The sequence below is a fragment of the bacterium genome, from assembly GCA_019637795.1.
Lineage (GTDB): Bacteria > Desulfobacterota > Binatia > HRBIN30 > CADEER01 > JAHBUY01.
Map to the genome: position 1 here is coordinate 651520 of JAHBUY010000002.1, position 22756 is coordinate 674275.

16 protein-coding genes are annotated in these 22756 nt (G+C 73.9%); 10 read left to right on the plus strand and 6 right to left on the minus strand.

Annotated features, from left to right (window positions below; translation table 11 throughout):
• Positions 1–5: 5 nt before the first annotated feature.
• Both selB and selA read right to left on the minus strand, forming a co-directional pair.
• A complete protein-coding gene (selB, locus tag KF840_08080; GenBank protein MBX3024854.1) occupies positions 6–1916 on the minus strand; it encodes a selenocysteine-specific translation elongation factor in 1911 nt (636 codons plus the stop codon).
• 64 nt (positions 1917–1980) lie between these two features.
• Positions 1981–3375, minus strand: a complete 1395-nt coding sequence (selA, locus tag KF840_08085) for an L-seryl-tRNA(Sec) selenium transferase (protein ID MBX3024855.1) — start codon at positions 3373–3375, stop codon at positions 1981–1983.
• Positions 3376–3524: 149 nt separating this feature from the next.
• On the opposite strand from selA, the gene KF840_08090 reads away from it, so the two are divergent.
• From KF840_08090 to lnt, 4 genes are all read left to right on the plus strand, one after another.
• Positions 3525–3896 (plus strand): hypothetical protein, encoded by a 372-nt coding sequence (locus KF840_08090; GenBank protein ID MBX3024856.1) that lies wholly within the window; start codon positions 3525–3527, stop codon positions 3894–3896.
• A gap of 16 nt (positions 3897–3912) precedes the next feature.
• Positions 3913–10536, plus strand: a complete 6624-nt coding sequence (locus KF840_08095; GenBank protein ID MBX3024857.1) for a VCBS repeat-containing protein — start codon at positions 3913–3915, stop codon at positions 10534–10536.
• 134 nt (positions 10537–10670) lie between these two features.
• Positions 10671–11096, plus strand: a complete 426-nt coding sequence (locus KF840_08100) for a hypothetical protein (GenBank protein MBX3024858.1) — start codon at positions 10671–10673, stop codon at positions 11094–11096.
• A 6-nt stretch (positions 11097–11102) separates the two neighbouring features.
• On the plus strand, positions 11103–12629 hold the full coding sequence (gene lnt / locus KF840_08105) for an apolipoprotein N-acyltransferase (GenBank protein MBX3024859.1): 1527 nt from the start codon (positions 11103–11105) through the stop codon (positions 12627–12629).
• Here lnt and KF840_08110 read toward each other — a convergent pair.
• The gene (locus tag KF840_08110; GenBank protein MBX3024860.1) at positions 12578–13273 is read right to left on the minus strand and encodes a pirin family protein; all 696 of its coding nucleotides are present in this window, start codon (positions 13271–13273) and stop codon (positions 12578–12580) included. The genes lnt and KF840_08110 overlap by 52 nt on opposite strands.
• A gap of 126 nt (positions 13274–13399) precedes the next feature.
• Here KF840_08110 and KF840_08115 point away from each other — a divergent pair, with 126 nt between their 5' ends.
• Both KF840_08115 and KF840_08120 read left to right on the plus strand, forming a co-directional pair.
• Positions 13400–14356 carry a hypothetical protein gene (locus KF840_08115; protein MBX3024861.1) on the plus strand — a complete coding sequence of 319 codons (957 nt, stop codon included), beginning with the start codon at positions 13400–13402 and terminating at the stop codon, positions 14354–14356.
• The gene (locus tag KF840_08120) at positions 14353–15666 is read left to right on the plus strand and encodes a CCA tRNA nucleotidyltransferase (protein MBX3024862.1); all 1314 of its coding nucleotides are present in this window, start codon (positions 14353–14355) and stop codon (positions 15664–15666) included. Before KF840_08115 ends, KF840_08120 begins: the two co-directional genes overlap by 4 nt.
• A 32-nt stretch (positions 15667–15698) precedes the next feature.
• On the opposite strand, the gene KF840_08125 is transcribed toward KF840_08120, so the two are convergent.
• Positions 15699–15890: a hypothetical protein gene (locus KF840_08125; GenBank protein MBX3024863.1), complete on the minus strand. Its 192-nt coding sequence runs from the start codon at positions 15888–15890 to the stop codon at positions 15699–15701.
• A gap of 194 nt (positions 15891–16084) precedes the next feature.
• On the opposite strand from KF840_08125, the gene KF840_08130 reads away from it, so the two are divergent.
• Positions 16085–17449, plus strand: a complete 1365-nt coding sequence (locus tag KF840_08130) for a putative DNA binding domain-containing protein (GenBank protein ID MBX3024864.1) — start codon at positions 16085–16087, stop codon at positions 17447–17449.
• Positions 17446–17688, plus strand: coding sequence for a hypothetical protein (locus KF840_08135; GenBank protein ID MBX3024865.1), 243 nt, complete (start codon positions 17446–17448; stop codon positions 17686–17688). Before KF840_08130 ends, KF840_08135 begins: the two co-directional genes overlap by 4 nt.
• Here the strand turns inward: KF840_08135 and KF840_08140 are convergent.
• Positions 17667–17858: a hypothetical protein gene (locus tag KF840_08140; GenBank protein MBX3024866.1), complete on the minus strand. Its 192-nt coding sequence runs from the start codon at positions 17856–17858 to the stop codon at positions 17667–17669. The two genes, KF840_08135 and KF840_08140, sit on opposite strands and share 22 nt — an antisense overlap.
• Positions 17859–17981: 123 nt before the next feature.
• Between KF840_08140 and KF840_08145 the strand changes: the two genes are divergently transcribed.
• Both KF840_08145 and KF840_08150 read left to right on the plus strand, forming a co-directional pair.
• A complete protein-coding gene (locus KF840_08145) occupies positions 17982–18851 on the plus strand; it encodes a thioesterase family protein (GenBank protein ID MBX3024867.1) in 870 nt (289 codons plus the stop codon).
• An 11-nt stretch (positions 18852–18862) separates the two neighbouring features.
• Positions 18863–19603, plus strand: a complete 741-nt coding sequence (locus KF840_08150) for a glycosyltransferase family 2 protein (protein ID MBX3024868.1) — start codon at positions 18863–18865, stop codon at positions 19601–19603.
• A 234-nt stretch (positions 19604–19837) separates the two neighbouring features.
• Here the strand turns inward: KF840_08150 and KF840_08155 are convergent, their stop codons facing one another.
• The gene (locus KF840_08155) at positions 19838–22744 is read right to left on the minus strand and encodes a hypothetical protein (protein MBX3024869.1); all 2907 of its coding nucleotides are present in this window, start codon (positions 22742–22744) and stop codon (positions 19838–19840) included.
• Positions 22745–22756: the final 12 nt, after the last annotated feature.

Sequence of the window (22756 nt, forward strand, 5' to 3'; positions counted from 1 at the left end):
TCGCGTCACCCGCGCACCCGGCGCACGTCGCCGAGGCGCAGGGTGAAGCCGGTGCGGTCGAGATAGGTGAGCATGCCGATGCTGAACTTGCGGCTGGCGCCGATCAGGTCGCGGAACTGCGCCGCGGTGATCTCCCCGCCGTGGGCGCGTGCAAACTCGCGGATCAGCGCGCGCGCCCGCTCGACGGCAGCGGAGCCGAAGTAGAGGTCGGCGTCGGCGCGGGCGAGGCGGCCGGCGCGCTCGAGCTCGGCGAGGATGGCGGCCAGGCGCGGCGCCGGCACCCGCAGCTCGTTGGCGACCTGGCGCACGTCGGGCGGCGTCATCCCGCCGGCGGCGACGCGGGCGACGATCGCCTCGCCCAGCGCCCGCTCGGCGGGAGTCAGGCCACCGCGATGCTCGGGTAGACGCAGCAGACTGTCCTCGCGCACCAGTTCCCGCTCGCGCTCGAGCTGCGCGACGACGGCGCGGAACAGCTTCGGCGCCAGATCGGCGGCGAGCCGCGAGCGCAGCGATTCCATTTCCATGCCGCGCTCGCGCGGCTGGGCGCGGTGATGCGCCGCCAGCCGCTCGCGCACGGCCGCGCGCAGCGCCTGCCAGCGTTCGCGCGTGACGTAGGCCTCGGCGCGCGCCGCGTCGGGCAGCGGCCGCAGCTCGCGCTGCCGCGCCAGGAGCGTCCGCACCGCATCGACGCGCAGGTCGGCGGCGGCGGCGAGCGTCTCCGGGGCGACGGCGAGGTCGGTGGTCATCCGCACCAGCGCCTGCAGGCGGGCGAGCGGCGTCGCGGCGTCGCGCAGCGCGGCGAGCTGCGCCAGCCGTTCCTCGCGGGCGCGCGGTGGGCGCGGCGCGAAGGGATCGAGGACGACGCCGCCGCCGACGGTGGCGCGCGCCGTCGCGGCGCGGAGGATGAAGCGGTCGCCGCCGAACGCCGCCACCGGCGCCCGCAGCACGAGCTGCGCGAGCGCCGACTCCCTCGGCGCCAGGGCGGCGCGGCCGTCGAGCCAGACGATGCGACCCATCGCCTCGGCGGTGCCGAGATGGACGCGCACCGGCGCCTGTCGCGCCAGCGGGCCCGGCGCCGCCGGGCGCAGCTCCACCCAGGCATCGAAGCGGTCGGTGACGCGATCGAGCTCGCGATCGCACACCACCTGGCCGCGGCTGATCGCCCCGTGCGCGACGCCGGCCAGGTTCAGCGCCACGCGCTGCCCGTACGCCGCCTCGTCCACCGCGACCCCGTGCACCTGCACCCCGCGCACCCGCACCTCGGCGCCGCCCGGCAGCACCCGCAGGGTGGCGCCGCGGCGCACCACGCCGGCGGTCGCGGTGCCGGTCACCACCACGCCGTGGCCGCGCATGACGAAGGCGCGGTCGACGGGCAGGCGGAAGCAGCCCTCCGGGGCCGGCCGCGCCGCGGCGCGCAGGGCGCCGCGGATGGTGTCGCGCAGCGCCTCGATGCCCTCGCCGGTGACCGTCGACACCTCGACCACCGGCGCGCCCGCGAGCCGGCTGCCGGCGAGCAGGATCTCGATCTCCTCGCGCACGCCGCGCCGCCGCGCCGCGTCGACGAGATCGACCTTGGTGATCGCCACCACGCCGCGGCGCGCGCCCAGCAGATGCAGGATGTCGAGGTGTTCCTCGGTCTGCGGCATCACCCCGTCGTCGGCCGCCACCACCAGCAGGACCACATCGACGCCGTGCGCGCCCGCCAGCATGTTGCGGATGAAGCGCTCGTGGCCGGGGACGTCGACGACGCCCGCGGTCTCGCCGTCGCCGGCGTCGAAGCGCGCGAATCCGAGATCGATCGAGATGCCGCGCGCGCGCTCTTCCTTCAGCCGGTCGGTGTCGACGCCGGTGAGCGCTCTGATGAGCGCCGTCTTGCCGTGATCGATGTGCCCGGCGGTGCCGAGGATCAGGTGCATCCGTGAGCGCGACGGAACACGAATGACCGCGAGGCAACGCGAAGACCTCGGCGGCGAACGACGGTCATTCGCCCGCCCCCTGGCCGCGCCGCCTCGGCAGCAGGTCGGTCGCCTGCGCCACGCAGCGCAGGTCGAGCCAGAAGCGGTCGTCGTGGACGCGGCCGATGATCGGCGGCTCGCTGGCGCGGAAGCGGGCGGCGATGGCGCGCGGCGACTCCGTGGGGTGGCGGATGGCGATCGCCTTCGACGGCAGCGTCTCGGTCGGCTGCGCGCCGCTGCCGATCGCGGCGGCGGCGTCCTCGAGGGACATGCGGTAGTCCGGGCCGAGCGCGCGCGCGAGCAGGGCGAGGGCGATCTCGCCCATCGTCTGCAGCGCGGCGAGAGGGCGGGTGAGCAGCGACAGCGCCGGCAGCGCCGCGGCGAGATCGGGCGCGGTGCGATAGAGGCGCAGCGTCGCCTCGAGCGCCGCGAGGGTCAACTTGTCGCAGCGCAGGGCGCGGCGCAGCGGGTTGCGGCGCAGGCGGGCGATCAGGTCGGCGCGCCCGACCACCAGCCCCGCCTGCGGGCCGCCGAGCAGCTTGTCGCCGCTGAAGGTGACCAGGTCGGCGCCGCGGCGGAGGCGGTCGCCGACCACCGGCTCGGCCGGCAGTCCCCACGGCGTCAGATCCACGAGCGCGCCGCTGCCGAGGTCCTCGACCACCGGTACGCCGCGCGCCCGGCCGATGGCGGCCAGCGCCTCGAGCTCGACCGCGGCGGTGAAGCCGGCGATGCGGTAGTTCGACGGGTGCACCTTGAGCAGCACCGCCGTGCACTCGTTGATCGCCCGCTCGTAGTCGGCGGCATGGGTGCGATTGGTGGTGCCGACCTCGCGCAAGGTCGCCAGGCTCTTGCCGCAGACGTCGGGGATCCGGAAGGCGCCGCCGATTTCCACCAGCTCGCCGCGCGACGCCACCACCTCGCGGCCCTCGGCGAGGGTGTTGAGCGCCAGCAGCACCGCGGCGGCGTTGTTGTTCACCGCCAGCGCCGCCTCGGCGCCGGTGAGGGCGCGGAGATGCGCCTCGACGTGCGCGTCGCGCTCGCCGCGGCCGCCGTCGGCGAGGTCGATCTCGAGCGTGCAGGGGCGGGTTGCCACCGCGGTCAGGGCCGCGACGGCGGCGTCGGCGAGCGGCGCCCGGCCGAGGTTGGTGTGGAGCACGACGCCGGTGGCGTTGATCGCCGGCCGCAGCGACGGCGCCGCCAGCGCGGCCAGGCGCGCCGCCGCGTCGGCGAGCAGCGCCGCGGCGGCGGGCGCCGGCGCGCCGGCGTCGCCGAGGTCGCGCCGCGCCGCCGCCAGGGCGTCGCGCAGGGCGTCGGCGACCAGCGGTCGCGGGTAACGCGCCAGCAGCGCGCCGGCGTCGCGGCTGCGCAGCAACTGGTCGACGCCGGGCAGCGATCGCAGAGCCGAGTCGCGCGCCGCCATGCGGCGCCGACTCTGCCGCGATTCGCGCGGCGACTCAACTCGATGTCGGACGAGCCCGACCGCCGGCGCGGAGCGGCGCGGCGACCGCGTAGCCTCCGCGCGTCCGCCGTTGCCCGTCGATTAACACATCAGGGGTGAGGAGGTCGCCGATGACTGGTCGCATCGCGTTCGCCATCATCCTGCTCACCGTCCATGGCGCCGCCGCGCAGCCGCGCGAGCCCGAGCGCGCCGTCCTGCCGGGGCTGATCGTCGACGCCGCGACGGCGCCGCGCGACGCGCGCGGCGCGCCGGACGAGACACGCATCCGCGGCGCGCGCGCCTGGCGTCCGCGCGCCCCCGCGGTCGCGGCGCGTGATGCGGAGCTCGAGGCGCTGCGCGACGACGCCGCGGCGAGCGCCGGCGGGGCCGACTTCGTCCCCGTCCCGGTCTTCCCGAGCGACGCGCGCGCGCCGGCGCGCATGGATTCCGGCGATCCCGACCCCGACCGCCTGCACAGCCCGCCGCCACCGCCCGAGCGGTGAGAAAAGGAGCCCCGAGATGTCGCGCCTCATCGTCGCCATCGTCGTCAGCCTCTGCAGCGCCGCCGCCTCGGTCCGCGCCGACACCGGGTCCTCGCTCGGCGACCGCGGTGGCGAGGGCTCCACCGCCTTCACCGGCCTGGCGCAGGCCCCGGAGGCGAACCTGTTCACCGGCTCGCTCACCACCGGCATCGCCCTGGAGGTGCCGCCGGGCCGCGGCGGCATGACGCCGCAGCTCCAGCTCCAGTATTCGAGCGGCGGCGGCGCCGGGGCGTTCGGCCACGGCTGGGACGTGCCGCTCGGCCGCATCGAGCGCAGCACGACCTGGGGGACGCCGCGCTGCAGCGGCGCGCATACCGACGAGTTCGTGCTCGTGCTGCCGTCCGGCGCCGCCGAGCTGGTGCGCGAGTCGCCCGGCAGCGCCTACTTCCGCCCCAAGGTGGAGGAGGCCTGGGTGCGCGCCGAGCTGCAGGCCGCCGACAACAGTTGGCGGGTCGTCGACCGCAGCGGACGCACCTACACCTTCGGCGACGTCGATTCGGCGCGCGTCGCCACCAGCACGCCGGCGACCCTCCTGGGTCAGACCGGAACGCGCTGCGATTTCACGGCGGTGTGGGCCCTGACCCGCATCGAGGATGCGAACGGCAATCGCATCGATCTCACCTGGAGCAAGGTGTTCAACACGCTGTATCCGGCGACGGTGCGCTGGGGCGCCAACGCCGCCGCCGCCGTGCCGCACCTGTACGTGGTGCGCTTCCTGCCCGAATGGCGGCCGCCGCTGGATCGCATGGTCAGCTACCGGCTCGGCGTCGAGGCGCGCCAGGTGTGGCGCATCTACGAGATCGACGTCGAGGTCGAGGCGCCGTCGCCGGGCGCGGCGGTGCGCCAGTACACGCTGCACTACGCCGACGACAACGGCGGCTATCAGTCGCTGCTGGCGGCGGTCGGGGCCACCGGCCGCCCGACGCAGCACTTCGTGTACACGCCGGGGACCGGCGGTCACCAGGCGACGACGACCGCGGTCACCCGGCCGCCCGGCGCCTACGATCGCCTGCGCGTCGCCAACGACAGCCTCGAGGTCTCGCAGAGCGTCCTCGACATGAACGGCGACGGCATCCTCGACCTGGTGCGCAGCGACACCGGGCCGGCGAACCAGTGGTCGGTCTATCGCGGCGTCGTCTCCGGCGGCGGATTCGGATTCGAGAACACGCCGATCGCCTGGCAGGCGCCGGGCAACTGGACGCACCTGCGCAACGTCGCGGTCAGCGGCTCCGCCGCCTGCCCGGTCGGTTGGGCGTGCACCCAGGCGGACACGCTCGATCTCACCGGCGATGGCATCCCGGATCACGTCGACGCCTCGAACCCGACGACCTGGGTGGTCAACCCGGGCCGCGGCGCGCCGCAGTGGGGATTCGGCCCGGCGGTCAACTGGCCGGCGCCGAATCTGCGCTACGTGCGTCGCAGCAAGGCCGGCGACACCTACCAGGACCTGGTCGACATGAACGGCGACGGCCTGCCGGATCTGGTGAGCAGTGGCAGCCCCGGGCAGAGCGAGCCGTTCAACTGGGCGGTGTATCTCAACACCGGTGCCGGCTTCGCGACGACGCCGCTGCCGGCCTGGCCGGCGCCGGTGGGCACGATCAGCGACCACGTGCCCAACGGCACCGGGCAGGCGCTGCTCGACTTCAACGGCGACGGTCTACCCGACGTCGTGCGCAGCGGCTATCCCGGCGCCGGCGCCTGGACCGATCCGCGCTGTCAGCTCTCGGACACCGCCCACGCGTCGTGCCTCGAGGTCTACCTCAACACCGGCCAGGGCTTCGCGTCGATGCAGCCGCCGATCCCGGTCCCGCCGGGCTTCGGGGTGCAGGAGATCGGCGAGAACGGCAACGTCGTGCAGGACCTGTTCGACGTCAACGGCGACGGGCTGCCCGACTGGATCTATCGCCGCTACAACGCCGTGACGTCGACGTTCGATCCGGAGTGGCGCGTCCTGCTGAACGTCGGCGGCACGCTCGAGGCGGTGACCTACGCCCCACAGACGTTTCTGCCGCCGCCCTATACCGAGGCCATCCCGGGGCGCGTGTGGCCCGGCGGCGGAGGCTATTTCCGGCGCACGCACGAGGCGGACACCTTCGTCGACATGGTGGACCTGAACGGCGACGGGCTGCTCGACCACGTGTCGACCGGCGCCGCCGGGTGGGCCGTGCGGCTGCACGCCGCCGCGCAACGACCGAACCTGCTGGCGGTGATGGAGAACGGGCTCGGGGGGACGAACACCATCGTCTATCGGCCGTCGACGGCCTACGACAATACCGGCGGCGACGGCGTGCCGGACCTGCCCTTCGTGCACTGGGTCGTCGAGCGGACCCGCCAGAGCGACGGCCTGTGCGCGCCGCCCGCCGGCGCCGATCCCTTTTCGCCGCTCGCCAATCCGTGCATCGACGCCGGGCACGAGCTGGTGACGTCGTTCCAGTACCAGGACGGCCGCTACGATCCGGTCGAGCGCGAATTCCGCGGCTTCCGCCGGGTCGTGCGCGCCACCAGCGAAGGCAGCGCGGCGGCGGCGTCGCTCGCCGTCACCCACTTCGCCCAGGACGCGCTGGTGAAGGGGCGGATCCTGCAAGTGGACACGTACGCCGGCGGCGACGTCCTGGTGCGCCGCGACCTCAATTCCTGGCTGACCCGCAGCGCCGGCACCGGCCGGTCGCAGATCTGGTTGAGTCGATCCGAGCGAGCCACCTTCGACCTCACGGCCGCCGTCCCGCTCTACCGTGCCACGCTCACCGATCCGCCCGACAGCTACGGCAACGTCACGCACCACTACAGCATCGGCCTCTTCGGCGCCGACCGCGTCGACACGTTCACCACCTACGCCACGCCGCAATCGGGCTCCCAGGTGCGCGACAAGCCATCGCAGGTGAAGGTCACCGACCCCGGGGGCGTGCTCGAGGAGAAGTGGTACTACTACGACAGCGCCCCGGACGGCCTTCCCAGCGGCAGCGTGACCGCGGGCAACCTCGTCCGCATCCGCGCCCGCCTCTCGCCCACGGTCGCCAACGGCCCGCAGACGCACCTGGCCTACGATGCCGCCGGCAACGTGCGCAGCACGACCGACGACAACGGCCACGTCACCACGACGGCCTACGACGCGTACCTGCTGTTCCCGCGCACGGTCACCAACCCGCTCGGCCACGTCACCACCACGACCGTCGACTACCGCTGGGGGCAGCCGCTGCGCATCGTCGATCCGAACGGCGCCGAGACCGCCTTCGCCTACGACACCGCCGGGCGGCTGATCTGCGCCGCGCGGCCGGGCGATTCGCTCGCCCAGTGCAGCACCCAGACCACCTACCACTTCGCGTCCGTGCCGGGGCAGATGTCGTGGATCGAGACCGCGGTGCGCCAGGACGCGCCCCATCCGCCGCTGCGCACGCGCCATCACTTCGACGCCCTCGGGCGGGCGCGCTACACCGACGCGTCGCGGGTGGTGGAGGGCCTGCCGACCACGGTGCGCAGCAACCACGTCGAGTACGACGCCGCCGGCCGCGTCGCCCGTGTCCACGACCCCTATCTCGCCAGCGCCGCGGCGCCGGACAACGGCACCACGATCTACGATTACCACCTGAACGGCGGGCCGCGGGTCGATCCGCTCGGCCGCCTGCACGCGCTGACCGGCAGCGACGGCGCGCAACGCCGCACCGACTACGCCGGCGCGCGCATGACCAGTTGGGACGAGGAGAACCAGCGCACCGAGTCCGACCTCGACAGCGCCGGCCGCACCGCCGAGCGCCGCAGCTACGACGGCAGCACCCTCGTCGCCCGGGTGCGTCAGACCTATGACGGGCTCGGGCGCGTGCTCGCCCTGACGCAGAACGACGTCACCCTGCGCACCTTCACCTACGATTCGCTGGGGCGGACGACGCTGGTGGCGAATGCCGATTCCGGCCTCTGGCGCTACGCCTACGACGGCGTCGGCAACCTGCGCTGGCAGGACGATCCGCGCCCCGGCCAGCACATCGAGACCTGCTACGACGCGCTCGATCGGCCGACCCGCGTCTGCCCGATCGCCAACGACGCGACGCAACTGCAGGCCTGCACCGCCACCTGCGCCTCGCCGGATGCCGTGACCTACACCTACGATCTCGCCTCGGTACCGGCCGGCACGGGCCGCCTGGCGCGCGTCGTCGATGGCTCCGGCAGCACCGATCTCCTCGCCTACGACGAGCGCGGGCGCCGGCTCGACGTGCGCCGCACCATCGTCGTCGACGGCATCGCGCGCGCGGCGCGCTTCCACTACCAGTACGACGCCAACGACCGGGTGAAAGGGATGGTCTACCCGGACAACGAGGTGGTGTACACCGAGTACGACGACGGCGGCCAGGCGATCGCGCTCTACAACGCCGGCGGCACGTTCTACGTCACCGACGCCCGTTACGATCTGCTCGGCCGGCCGACGCTGATCCAGCACGCGAACGGCGTCGCCGATACGCGCACCTACGGCACCGCCGCGCAGCGCCATCGCCTGCGCGCGCTGCGCAGCAGCGGGCCGGGCGGCGCGCTGCTCGACCTGCGCTACACGCAGTATTCGCCGCGCGGGCTCCTGCAGGCGGTGAGCGATCTGCGCGATCCGTCCGGCGTGCTCTCCAACAGCGCCGTCTTCGCCTACGACGGCCTCGGCCGCCTCACCAACGCAGACTACGCCCACGATCCGGCCGATCGCAGCTTCGCCTACGACGGGCTCGGCAACCTGACGCGCAACGGCGACCGCCTGCTGCGCTTCGACAACCCGGCGCGCCCGCACCAGATGACGAGCGTCGGCGTCGGCGCCGCCTCCACCGCCATCGGCCACGACGCCAACGGCAACCGCCTCGGCAAGAGCGGCCAGGGCTACGTCTACGACGCCTTCGACCGCCTGACCCGCATCGACGTCGGCGCCAACGCCGCCCGTTTCCTCTACGACCATGCCGGCCGCAAGGCGGCGACCATCCGCGAGGGGTCGCCGGCCTACGTCACCCGCTTCTACGATCAGTTGCTCGAGGTCGGCGCCGGCTTCGCGACCAAGTGGTACGCGCTCGGCGCCATCCGCGTCGCCTCCCAGGTCACGTCCTACACGGCGTGGGAGACCGCGGCGCTCGACCACGGGCCCATCTACGTCGCGACCTCCGGCCTCGCGGCCCCGCGCCTGCTGCTCGTCCTCGGTCGCGAGGCGCAGTGGGCGGCGGTGGCCGTCCTGCTGATCGCGACGACGGCGCTGTGGCTGGTGCCCGGCGGCCGGCGGCGCCCGGTGGCCGGCATCGTCGTCCGGCGCGGTCCGGCCATCGGCCTGGCGCTGCTCTGTGCCGTCGGCACGCTGCCGTGGCCGCTCGCCGTGGCGCCGCCGCCGGCGCTCGCCGGCGGCGGTGGCACCGGCACCACGATCTATCACTACCACCTCGACCACCTCGGCTCGACGCAGGTGGTGACCAATGCCAGCGGCGGGCTCCTCCAGCAGATCCGCTATCACCCGTACGGCGGCCTGCGCGGCCGCTGGACCGCCAGCGGGGCGTCGGTGGGGCCGGCGACCGATACCAGCCGCGAGTTCACCGGCTTCCACACCGACACGCTGTCCGGGCTCGAGTACGCCGGGGCGCGCTTCTACGATCCCGAGCTCGGCTCGTTCCTCACCCACGACGCGCGCGGCCAGTTCGCCAGCCCGTACAGCTATGGCGGCGGCGATCCCGTCAACTGGACCGATCCCGACGGCCACTTCTTCCTCGAGTTGCTCGGGGTCATCCTCGCCAGCGCCTTCGCATCGGCGGCCATCAACACGGTGATCGCCGCCGCGCAGGGTCTGCCGCTCAACGCCATCGGCAAGGCGGCGGTGGGCGGCGCCATCGCCGGCGCCGTCGGCGCCGGCATCGGGGTGGTCGCCGCCGCCGGCGCGATCGGCGCCGGGGCGCTCGCCGGCACGTTGTCGGTGTCGATGGACGCCGCGCAGCAGCAACTGGTGAGCGTCGCCGTCCGCTCCGCCTTCAGCACCACCTTCGCCAACACCGCCGGTCAGAGCGCCGCCGCCGCCGGCGCGCCGGGGCCGCTCGTCACCGCGATCTCGATCGTGGTGGGGTACGCCGCCTCGTACGGCTTCGACCAGGCCTGGGGAGACAAATTCGGCGGCGCCATCACCCGCGACGGCGGCGGCCAGACCGGTTCCGGCACCTGCAGCAACACCACCGACCACACCAACATCACGGCCATGGCCGCCGAGGACGCGGGCTTCAGCAAAGCCGAGGCGGGTTGGATCACCGAGGGCAACCTCATGCGCGATCGCAATCTGTGGAACAACCAGGATCACTTCGACTTCCTGGCCAGGGACACCGCCGGCCAGTTGAAGGGCGAGGCCACCAGCGTCAATTGGTCCGCGCCGGACGGGCGGGAGGCCTTTCTGAGGACGGTGGGCGGCGCGACGCACCACATCCAGGATCCGTACGCGCTGGGACATACGCTTCCCGGCACCAGCGCGCTGCGCGGTCCCGTCGCCGCGCCGCTGCGCTTCCTGATCCACAACGCCGTCGGCGGCGAGATCAGCTTCCGCCAGGCCTCGTACGACGCGACCCTGCGCTACCTGCGCGAGGTGCGCGGCACCCTCCCGGGGATCTCATGAGGGCGCTGTTCCACGGCGAGAGCGGCCGCGGGCGTTCTCGCCGGCCGATCGGTTCGTCCGCGCCGCGCCAGCGCGGCGCGGTCCACTGCCGCGCGGCATTCCGCCGCGCCGAGCTTCCACACCGGAGGTGGGTCATGGCGACGTCTTCGTACGGTACTCGCGCGCTCGCGCTCTGCGCGGTCGCAATCGGCCTGGCGGCATTGTCCCCACCGGCCTGGGGCGTCGCGTCGCGAGGAGGCGCCGCGCTGCGCGGCGCCGGCGGCTGGCAGCGCGACGTGCGCGACGGGGCGGCGCAGCGCTGGCAGATCGACGTCACGCGTCGGGCCGACGACGCGATCGAGGGCACGGTCACGCTGCAGGGCTCGCCGCTGATGCAGACCGGCACGCTGCGCGGCACGATCGAGGGGAAGACCGTGTCCGGCAGCCTCAGCGATCCGGCGGGCAATCACGTCGCCGATTTCGTCGGCCGGATCGGGCCCGACGGCACCTGGCGCGGCAGCTACCGCGACCGCAGCGGCGAGGTCGGCCGCTGGTCGTGGGACGGCGGCGGCCTCCAGTGAGCGGGCATGGGCGGCGCGCTGCTCGCGGCGGCCAGCGCGGCGCTGCTGCTCGCCGCCGCGCCGCCGTTCGCCGCGGCGCCGCTCGCGCTGCTCGCCCTGGCGCCGCTGCTGCTCGCGCTGTCGCGCGCCCGCACGCATGGGCGGGCGGTGGCGCTGGCCTGGTTCGCCGGCGCGCTCTTCCACCTCGGCCTGCTGCCCTGGCTGCCGGCGGCGATCGTCCGCACCCAGGGCATCGCCTGGCCCGCGGCGGGGCTCCTGTTCGCGCTCTTCGCCGTCGTGCACGCGCTGCCGTTCGCGCTGGTCGCGCTGGCGGCGCGCATCCCAGGCTCGGCGCCGGCGCGCGTCGCGGCGACGACCGCGGGATGGGTCGTGGCCGAATCCGCGTGGCCGCAGGTCCTGCCCTGGTCACTCGGCGCCGTGGTGGGACCCCATCCCCTGCTTCGCCAGGGCGCGGATCTCGCCGGCGTGCACGGGCTCGCCGCCCTGCTCGTCGCCGTCAACGCCCTGCTCGCCGAGGCGGCGGCGCGCTGGCGCGCGCAGCCGGCGCGGGCCGGCCTGGCCCTCGCCGCGGCCGCGATGCTCGTCGGCGGCGCGGGTGGCTACGGCAGCCTGCGCCGGCGCGCCGCCAGCGCGGCGGCGCCCGGACGGACGGCGCGCCTCGCCGTCGTCCAGGCCGGCGCTCTGCCGACGCGCGCCGCGGACCCGCAGGGGCAGGCGATCACCGCATGGGCGGCGTACGCCGCGACCAGCGCGACGCTCGCGGGCCGCGCCGACGTCGTCCTCTGGCCGGAGTCGGTGCTGCCGCTCTACCTCGGCGCCTCGCCGTCGTGGCGGGCGCGCGCCGAGGCGTTGGCGCGCGGGCTGCGCGCCGCCCTGGTGATCGGCGCCCTCGATCGCACCGCCGCCGGCGAGGAGTTGAACGCCGCCTACGTGTTCACACCCGCGCTGTCCGCCGTCGGTCACAAGGCGGTGCTGGTGCCGTTCGGCGAGTATCGGCCCGCCGCCGTGCGCTGGGTGCCGTCGCGCTGGTGGCGACCGCCGGCGCCGCGCCGCGCCGGTCCCGCGGCGGCGGTCGTCGACGCCGGCATCCGGCTCGCCCCCAGCATCTGCTTCGAGGCGATCCTGCCGGGATACTTCAATGCCGCCGTTCGCGACGGCGCGGAGGCGCTGGTGAATCTCAGCGACGACAGTTGGTTCGCCAGCCCGTGGGCGGCGGCCCAGCACCTCGAAATGACGCGCCTGCGCGCCGTCGAGACTCGCCGCTGGTTGATCCGCGCCTCGCACTCCGGCGTCAGCGCGGTGATCGACCCGCGCGGCGTCGTCGTCGCGCGGCTGCCCTTCGCGCGGCGCGGCACGCTGCTGCACGTCGTCGATCGCCGTCGCGGCCTGACGCCGTATGCGCGGTGGGGCGACGCGCCGCTGCTCGGCGCATCAGTGGCGACGCTGGTGGCGATCGTCGGCGGCGGCCTGTGGCGCCGTCGTCAGGCGAGGTCGAAGACCAGCACCTCGGCGTCGGCCGCGGCGTTGAGCTGAACGGCGCGCTCGTCGCCCACCGCCGCGCCGTCGCCGGCCTGCAGCGACTGCCCGTTGGCGGTCACCGTCCCGCGCGCCACCTGCACCCAGGCATGGCGGCCGGCGGCGAGCGGGTGCTCGACGCTGGCGCCGGGGGCGAGCTGCGCGGCGAGGATCGCCGCATCCTGGTGGATGGTCACCGATCCGGCGCGCCCGTCGGGCGACGCGATCACGGCGAGCCCGCCGCGCACGCCCGCCGGCAGGGCGCGTTGCTCGTATCCGGGCGCGATGCCGGCCCGCGCCGGCATGATCCAGATCTGCAGGAAGTGCACGGTGTCGGATGCCGATGCGTTGAACTCGCTGTGGCGGATGCCGGTGCCGGCGCTCATGCGCTGGATCTCGCCGGGGCGGATGACCGACCCGTTGCCGAGGCTGTCGCGGTGTTCGAGCGCGCCGTCGAGCACGTAGGTGACGATCTCCATGTCGCGATGCGCGTGCGTGCCGAAGCCCTGGCCGGGCGCGACGCGGTCCTCGTTGATCACGCGCAGGGCGCGAAATTCGACGTGCCGCGGATCGTGGTACTCGCCGAAGGAGAAGGTGTGCCAACTGTCCAACCAGCCGATGCGCGTGTGCCCGCGCTCGGCGGCGCGCCGGATCGTGATCATGCGGACCTCCGTGCGGCGGAGGATACGGGGCGAGCGGCGGTTGCGAAATGGGGCCCCGCCGCCGCGCTCGCGGCGCCGACGCGGGAGCGCATTGACACCCTCCGCCCCTGGACCTATCCCGGCCTCGTGAGGCGCTGGGCAATCGGCATGCGCGCCGTCGCCACGGCGCTGGTGCTGCTGGCGGGCTGCCGTTCGGAGACGCCGTCGCGCACCAGCGAGGTGCCCGAAGAGCCACGGCTGCCCGACGGCGATGCCGGTCGCTGGCTGCAGCGGGCGATCGACGCCGAGGGCGGCTGGCGGCGCTGGCGGATGCTGCGCGACGTCTCCTACATCAGCACGCTCACCGTGCTCGACCCGGTGCGGCAGTTGAGCTCGGACAGCACCGGCTGGTTCAGCGCGCCGCTGCACGGCGGCGCCGTGGCGCGCATGGATTCCGTCGGCCTGCCGACCGACGTCCGCTTCGGCATCGACGGCGACCGCACCTGGATTCTCAGCGACGGCCGACCGGTGCGGGCGCCCGGGCAACTGGCGATCACCCGCTTCGACCTGGTCAGCAGTCTCTTCTGGTTCACGCTGCCGTTCCGCCTGGCGGAACAGGCGGCGACCGTGACCTATGCCGGGCACGAACGCAGCGAGGACGGGACGACATGGGAGAAGCTGCGCGCCGACTTCCCGCACCCCGATCCCGGCCTGCCCGGGCCCTGGGTGGTCCTCTACCTGGACCCCGCCACCGGGCTGATCGATCGCGTCCACGCCCGGCTGACGGCGCCGTTCCTGCGCCACGAGCTGTGGGTCGGGCAGTGGCTGCGCTATCGCGACTGCGACGGACTGCGCAAGGAGCGGCAGCGCAAGTTCTTCCCCGCGGACGCCGACGGCAACATCATCGGCGCCCTGGTGGCCGAGCAGTTCGTCGAGCACGTGCGCTTCAACGTCGGCCACGACGCGGAGCACTTCCGCGAGCCGGCGCCGGCGACGCCCGGCGCCCCCCCCGACGAGCCCGATCTCGCCGCCGCCGAACCCGCGGTGCCGGCCCGGTGGGCCCGCCGGCCCGCGCTCCTGCCCGCCGCGGAGCGGGCGCCATGACCGCCGGGGAACGCGCGGCGCGGGCGGTGATCGCTGGCCTGCGCGCCGCCGGGCACGTCGCCTACTTCGTCGGCGGCTCGGTGCGCGACCAGTTGCGGGGCGTGGCGCCGACCGAGTTCGACGTCGCCACCGACGCGACCGCCGCGCAGGTGCAGGCGCTGTTCCCGCGCACCGTGCCGGTCGGCGCGCAGTTCGGCGTCGTCATCGTCGTCATCGACGGCCAGCCGGTGGAGGTTGCGAGCTTCCGCGCCGACGAGGAGTATCGCGACGGCCGCCACCCGATCGGCGTGCGACCGGCGACGCCGGAGGAGGACGCGCGCCGGCGCGATTTCACGATCAACGGCATGTTCCGCGACGCCGACAGCGGCGCGGTGCTCGACTACGTCGGCGGCCGCGCCGACCTCGCGGCCGGGATCATCCGCGCCATCGGCGATCCGGCGGCGCGCTTCGCCGAGGACCGGCTGCGCATGCTGCGCGCCGTGCGCTTCGCGGCGCGCCTGCGCTTCGCCATCGAGCCCGCGACCTTCGCCGCCATCCGCGCCCACGCGGCCGCGATCACCAGCGTGTCGTGGGAGCGCATCGGCGACGAGATCGCGCGCATCCTCACCGAGGGGGCGGCGCAGCGCGGCGTCCAGCTCCTCGACGACACGGGGCTGCTGGCGCACGTGCTGCCGGAGATCGCGGCGATGAAGGGCGTCGAGCAATCGCCCGACTACCATCCGGAGGGCGACGTGTTCACCCACACCCTGCTGCTGCTCGGCGGCCTGCGGCAGCCGAGCCTGGAGCTGGCGCTCGCCGCGCTGTTGCACGACGTGTCGAAGCGCGAGTGCGCCGCGCGCCGGCCGGATGGCCGCATCACCTTCTACGGCCACGCCGAGATCGGCGCCGAGAAGGCGGTGGCGATCTGCCAGCGCCTGCGCCGCAGTCGCGAGACCTGGGAGCGCGTCGCCTGGCTGGTGCGCCACCACCTGCGCATCGCCAGCGCGCCGCAGATGCGGCGCAGCACGCTGCGCCGCTTCCTCGCCGAGCCATGGATCGAGGAGCTGCTCGAGCTGGCGCGGCTCGACATCCTCGCCTCGAACAAGGACCTCGCGGCCTACGAGTTCTGCCGCCGCGTCCAGGTCGAGCTCGCCGGCGAGCCGATCAAACCGCCGCCGCTGCTGCGCGGCCGCGACCTGCTGGCGCTCGGGTACCGGAGTGGCCCGCGGTTCGCCGAGATCCTCGGCGCCGTCGAGGAGCGCCAGCTCGAGGGCGAGCTCAGCAGCCGCGACGAGGCGCTGGCGTGGGTGGAGCGGCACTATGTGAAGTAGCGCCGCCGGCGCGCGCGCGCCGGCGACCCGCGCTACACGAAGTGCATCTGGTAGCGGCGCACCAGCCGGCTCGCGCGGCGCCGCGAGCGCTCGTCCAGGTCGCCGTCCCACTGCCAGCGCCAGAGGATCGCCATCGCCTCCTCGCAGCGGTTGGGCTCGCTCCCAGCGATGAGCAGGGCTTCGAGCTCGTCGATCACCCGGGTGGCATCCACATTCGCCGCCATCCTCGCCTCCACATGCCGGCGCGATTGTACGACCGGCGGCGGCGCGGAGCTGGCCTCGATGTGACAACAGATCAGGTCGCCCGTCCTGGGGCGCCGCAGCGCAAATGGTGGGCGCCGCCAGCAAGCCATTGTGTCCGGCCGTGAACGCGGAAGCATGTCGCTCCTCCTGGCTTCCGAGTATATTGCTGAGCCCGATGAACCTGGTCGAGATCCTGAAGCGCCCCGAGGGCAAGACGCTGGAGTTCAAGCGTGACCTGTCCTCCCCGGATGGGGCGCTCAAGACGATCGTCGCCTTCGCCAACACGGCCGGCGGCACGCTGCTCGTCGGCGTGGAGGACCGCACCCGCCACGTTCGCGGCGTGCCTGACGCACTCGACCTGGAGGAGCGTCTGGCCAGCCTCGTCAGCGATCGCATCAGCCCGCGTCTCGTCCCGGAGATCGAGATCCTGCCCTGGCGCCGCACGCAGGTGCTGGCCCTGCAGGTCCATCCGAGCCCGAGCCGGCCGCACCATCTGATCCGCGAAGGGCCCGCCGCCGGAGTCTACGTCCGCGTCGGCTCCACGAATCGGCGCGCCGACACCGAGCTGATCGAGGAACTGCGCCGTTTCGCGCGGGGCGAGGGGTTCGACGAGCAGCCGATGCCCGGGCTCGACTCGGAAGCCCTCGACTTCCGAGCGGCTTCCGAGTCGTTCGCTTCGGTCCGCGCGCTCGCCCGCCGGGATCTGGAGACCTTGCGCCTCGTCACGGAGCACCAGGGCCGAAAGGTGCCGACCGTGGGCGGGATGATCCTCTTCGGGCGGGAGCGCGAGCGGCACTTCCCGGACGCCTGGATCCAGGCGGGGCGCTTCGCGGGCGCCGACAAGCGCCACATCCTCGACCGCGCCGAGGTTCGCTCCATCCCTGCGCGCGGCGTGGAAGAAGCCGTCGCCTTCGTGCGGAAGCACGCCTGGCATGGTGCCGTGATCGGCGCGTTGCGCCGGAAGGACCGTTGGAGCATCCCTCCCGAGGCCGTGCGCGAGGCCGTCATCAACGCGGTGGTTCACGCCGACTACGCCCAGCGCGGCGCGCCAATCCGCCTGTCGATCTTCGACGACCGCCTCGAGATCGAGAACCCGGGGCTCCTGCCCTTCGGCCTCACGATCGAGGACCTGCCGCGCGGCGTCTCGAAGCTGCGCAACCGGGTGATCGGCCGGGTCTTCCACGCGCTCGGCCTGATCGAGCAATGGGGCAGCGGCGTCCAGCGCATGACCGCCGCGTGTCAGGCGGCCGGGCTCCCCGCGCCAGTCTTCGAGGAGATCGCCACGCGCTTTCGCGTCACCATCGCCACGACCCAGATCGGCCCCAGGGTGGTCGAGGACACGGACCAGGCGATCCTGGACGCGCTCGGCGAAGCCAAGGGCCTCGCCACGAGCGAGATCGCCGCGGCGATCGGCCTCTCTCCCCGCGCGACTCGCACGCGGCTCGCGCGCCTCGTCGGCCGCGGATTCGTGCGTGAGATCGGCACCGGGCCGCAGGATCCGCGGCGGCGATATTTCCTGGCCGAGCGAGACCCCGCATGAGCCCGACGTCCGAGCAGGCCCGCCAGGACATCGACGCCGCACTGGAGGCCGCGAGGTGGATCGTCCAGGACCGCGCGGCGATGAACCTCGCAGCCGCCGTGGGCGTGGCCGTGCGCGAGCTCAAGATGACCTCCGGGCGCGGCTTCGCCGACTACCTCCTCTTCGTGAACGGCAAGGCTGTGGACGGGCTCGAGGCCAAGCCGGCCGGCGACCCGCGCTACACGAAGTGCATCTGGTAGCGGCGCACCAGCCGGCTCGCGCGGCGCCGCGAGGGTTCGTCGAGATCGCCGTCCCACTGCCAGCGCCAGAGGATCGCCATCGCCTCCTCGCAGCGGTTGGGCTCGCTCCCAGCGATGAGCAGGGCTTCGAGCTCGTCGATCACCCGGGTGGCATCCACATTCGCCGCCATCCTCACCTCCACATGCCGGCGCGATTGTACGACCAGCGGCGGCGCGGAGCTAGACGCAAAGTCCGGAATCTTCCCGCGCCCCACTTGGCCGTGACCTGGGACGCGAGCTACTAGTGACGGTTCATGGCTCCCGGCGACCTGGCGCGCGATACGGCGGTGACCAAGCTTGCGGTCGCCCCGGGATGGTACACGGCCGAGCTGTCGAACGCCTGGGATTTCCGCACTCCCTCGGGTGGGGCGCTGATGACCGTCGCCATGCGCGCCATGCAGGAGGAGCTGGGCGATCCCGAGCTCCGTCCACTGTCGGCCAACACCCACTTCTGCTCGCCGGTGCCGGCGGGGCCGCTCGCGGTCCGGGTCGAGGTGCTGCGCAAGGGCGGGGTCGCGGCCCAGGTGCGCGCGCAACTGTCGTCGACCACCGTCCCCGGGCCCGGCCTGGAGGTCAGCGCCACGTTCGCCCGCGCGCGCGACGGGCTCGACGTCATCGACACCGCGCCGCCGTCGGTGCGGCCGCCCGACCAGTGCCCGTCGGGCGACGAGGCGCGGCTCTCGATCCTCAGCGAACGACCGCGCATCTTCGAGAACCTGGAGTGGCGGCTCGCGGCGGGACACCTGTGGTGGACCAGGGACTGGGCGGCCGGCCCGGCGCGGATCGCGCGCTGGTTCCGCTACAAGGTGCCGCAGCGCCTGGCCGACGGCCGCTTCGATCCGTTGGCCATTCCGCCGATCGCCGACACCATGCCGCCGGCCCTGATCCAAAAGCTCGGCCCCGAGCACGAGCCCTTCTTCGCCCCCAGCCTGGACCTGACCGTGCACTTCCTCGAGGACACCGACGCGGAGTGGATCCTCACCGCCGTGCACGTGCCGCGGGCGCGCGCCGGCTACGCCACCGCCGACGCCGAGATCTGGGACGAGCGCGGCCGCCTCATCGCCACCGCCACGCAGATGATGCTGCTGCGTCGCGTGACCGGCGCTCCGCTGCCCCAGGGCTGACGCGCGCCGCGATGTCGGTCGATCCCGCCGTCCATCTGTCGGTCGTCATCCCGGCGTTCAACGAAGCGCGCCGGCTGCCGAGGACGCTCGAGCAGGTGACGACGTACCTGGCGCGCCAGGACTATCGCAGCGAGATCGTGGTGGTCGACGACGGCTGCAGCGACGGCACCGCCAGCCTGGTGCGCGGCTGGCCGGCCGGTCCGCTGCCGCTGCGGCTGATCGCCCATCCCGACGGGCGCAATCACGGCAAGGGCGCCACCGTGCGCCTCGGCCTGACGCAGGCGGTCGGCGCGCATCGGCTGTTCATGGACGCCGACAGCTCCACCACCATCGATCACATCGAGCGCTTCTGGCCGGCGTTCGCGGAGGGTTACGACGTCGTCATCGGCTCGCGCGACGTCGCCGGCGCGCACGTCGTCATCCACCAGCCCTGGTACAAGGAACTGGGCGGCAAGCTCGGCAACCTGATCATCCGCGGCCTGGCGGTGCCGGGCATCCACGACACCCAGAACGGTTTCAAGGCGGTGACGGCGCGCTGCGCCGAAGACGTGGTGCCGCGCCTCACCATCGATCGCTGGGGCTTCGACGTCGAGCTGCTGGTCGCGGCGCGCTGCCGCGGCTACCGCGTCAAGGAAGTGCCGATCGTCTGGCGCAACGACGCCGCCAGCACCGTTCCCGCGAGCGCCTACCTGCAGGTCCTCGGCGAGGTCTTCCGCGTCCGCCGTCAACGCGCCGCGGGCCGGTACTCCTAGCCTCGAAGCGACAAAACACCTTCACCACGGAGGCACGGAGACACGGAGGGCGCAGCGTCGGAATGGCGGGTGGGAGCGATCCCTATGGCCATTGCTGATGGCGTTGGGGATCTCGCCTCCGAACTCCCTCTTGTCCAGGTTACTCCGTGTCTCCGTGCCTCCGTGGTGAGATGTTTTCGTCACATCGAGGCCAGCTTTCGCCCGCCGCGCGGGGACCGAGGCCGTCCGCGCCGCTCACGGACGGTCCGACGCCGTCGCCAGCACGCGCTCGTAGACCTCGCGGATCGCCGCGGTGTGGCGCCGGTAGTCCTCCAGCAGCGCCCGCCGCGCGCCGCCGGCGCGTTGTGGCGACGTGTAGCCCAGGTGCAGGGCGATGCCGTCGAGATCGCCGCGTTCCTCGTCGAGATCGGAGATCGAGCGGTTCTCGACGATGCGCAGCCGGCTCGACAGGCGCTGCAGGAAGGCCCAGCCGCGCTGCAGCACGTCGGCGTCGGCGGCGGTCAGTAGGCCGAGGCGCGCCAGGCGCGCGATCTGGACACCGATGCGATCGACCTCCAGCAGCTCGGCGTGTTGGGCGAGGTGGCGGAGCTGCAGGAACTGCACCACGCTCTCGATGTCGAGCAGCCCGCCGCGGCCGATCTTGAAATCGCGGCGCGCGCCCTCCTCGCGCGCCAGCTCGTCCTCCATGCGCTGGCGGATGCGGTGGATCTCGGCGGCCGCGTCGGCGGGGAGCGGGCGCAGCAGGATGTCGCGCCGCAGCGCATCGAAGGCCGCGGCCAGCGCCGGGCTGCCGACGATCGGGCGGGCGCGCAGCAGCGCCTGGCGTTCCCAGGCCTGGGCGCTGCCGCCGTGGTAGGCGGCGAAGCTGGCGCGCGAGGTGACCAGCAGCCCCTGGTTGCCGGACGGCCGCAGGCGGGCGTCGATCTGGTAGCAGGCGCCGTCGCTGGTGCGGGTCTGCAGCCCCCAGATGAGCTTCTGCGCCAGGCGCACGTAGTGCTCCTGCGCCGCGAGCACGGCGCTCTCGTCGGCGCCGGGCGCGTCGTAGAGGAAGATCACGTCGAGATCGCTGCCGTAGGTGAGCTCGCGGCTGGCGAGCTTGCCCATGCCGACGACCAGGAACTCCTCGGGCGCGCCCGACGGCGGCGCGCCGCGCCGCGCCAGCTCCTGGCGCGCCAGGGCGAGCGCGCCCTCGACGCAGACCTCGGCGAGCTCGGTGAGCCCGCTCTCGGCCTCCGCGATGGTGATCTTCTCCGCCAGGTCGAGCAGGCCGATGTTCACCAGCTCGCGGTTGTGCAGCAGGCGCAGCGCCGCCAGGCTGCGCTCGGGCTCCTCGTCGCCGCGCTCGCCGGCGACGGCGTCGCGCAGGTGGGCGAGCGCGGCGCGCAGCTCGGCGCGCGACAGCACCAGCACGTTGGGGTCGCTGAAGATCGGCTCGATGAGCCGCGGGTGCGTCGCCAGGTAGCCGGAGAGGTACTCCGAGGCGGCGAAGAGCGCGGCGAGGCGATCGACGAGCTCGGGGCGGTCGAGCAGCAGGCCGTAGTAGAAACCGCGGCTGCCGACGCCGCGGATGAAGCGGTCGAGGTTGTTCATCGCCCGCTCGCGGTTCGGCGAGGCGTCGATGGCGTGCGCGAAGCGCGCCGCGAGGCGCTCGATCTGCGGTCCGACGGCGGGCTGCGTCAGCAGGTGCGGGACGTTGCGCTGGAAGAGATCGAGCAGCGGCTGCACGCCCTCGTCGGCGAACAGCGGCGCGAAGGCGGCGCGGATCGCGGCGCGGTGCGCGTCGAGCTCGGCGGCGAAGCGCGCCGCCGGGTCGTCGCCGTCGAAGCCGAGCGCGCGCGCCAGGGCGCGCCGCGCGGCCGCGTCCTCGGGCAGGCGGTGCGTCTGCCGCTCGCCCACCATCTGCAGGCGATTCTCGGTGCGGCGGAGGAAGGCGTAGCCGCGGCGGAGGTCGTCAGCGACGGCGCGCGGCAGCACCCCGACCTGCGCCAGCGCCGTCAGCGCCCGCTGGGTCGAGCGGTCGCGCACGTCGCGGATGCGCCCGCCGTGCAGGAGCTGCAGCGCCTGGGCGACGAACTCGACGTCGCGGATGCCGCCGGCGCCGATCTTCACGTCGAACGTCGCGCCGGCGCGGCCGCTCTCCTGCTCGACCCGCTCCTTCATGCCGCGGATGGCGGCGACGCCGGCGTAGTCCATCGCCGAGCGGTAGATCATCGGGTCGAGCCCGCGGATCAGCCGCCAGCCGAAGCGGCGGTCGCCGGCGACCGGCCGCGCCTTCATGAACGCCGCCTTTTCCCAGGTCGCCGCCCAGGCGTCGTAGTACTCGGCCAGCATGTCGCTCGGCACCACCAGGGGGCCGGACTGCCCCTCCGGGCGCAGATCGAGATCGATGCGGTAGAGGAAGCCGTCGCCGGTGGTGGCGCTCACCAGGCGTGCCAGCTCGCGGACGGCGCGTCCGTAGTACTCGGCCGGCGCCAACCCGTGGGTGGCGGCGTCGGCGGGCGTGCTCTCGAGGACGTAGACGAGGTCGACGTCGGACGAGTAGTTGAGCTCCTCGCCGCCGAGCTTGCCCATGCCGAGGACGGTGAAGGCCGGGGTGAGCGGCGCCCCGTCGGCGGTGGCCCACCGCGCCGGGCCGGCGGCGGCGGCGACCAGATCCAGGGCGTGGCGCAGGGCGGCGTCGAGCAGCGCGTCGGCCAGGTGCGACAGCTCCGCCAGCACCGCCTCGGTGGCGGCGAGGTCGTCGGGCGCCGACCACAGGTCGCGCAGGGTCAGGCGCGCCAGCTCGTAGTACTTGAAGTGGCGCAGCGCGGCGGCGGTGTCGGGCGCGCCGGCGAGGACGGCGCGCAGGCGCTCGTGATAGGCGTCCGCGTCGCGCGGCTGCTCGAGCGCGTCGCCGATCAGGCGCGGCAGCCAGTCGGGATGGCGCGCCAGGTGCGGCGCCAGGAACGGCGCCGCGCCGCAGAGCGTCGTCGCGGCGCGCACCGCGGCGTCGGCGTGCGCGGCCCAGAGCGGCTGCAGCCGCGTCGCGCTGGCTTCGAGGACGTCGGCGCCGAGCACGCGGGCGCGCTCGGGATCGGCGGCGGCTGCGGCGTGGCGATCGAGCAGCGCCGCGACGCCCGGCAGCGCGGCGGAGTCGCCCACGAGGACGGGCTC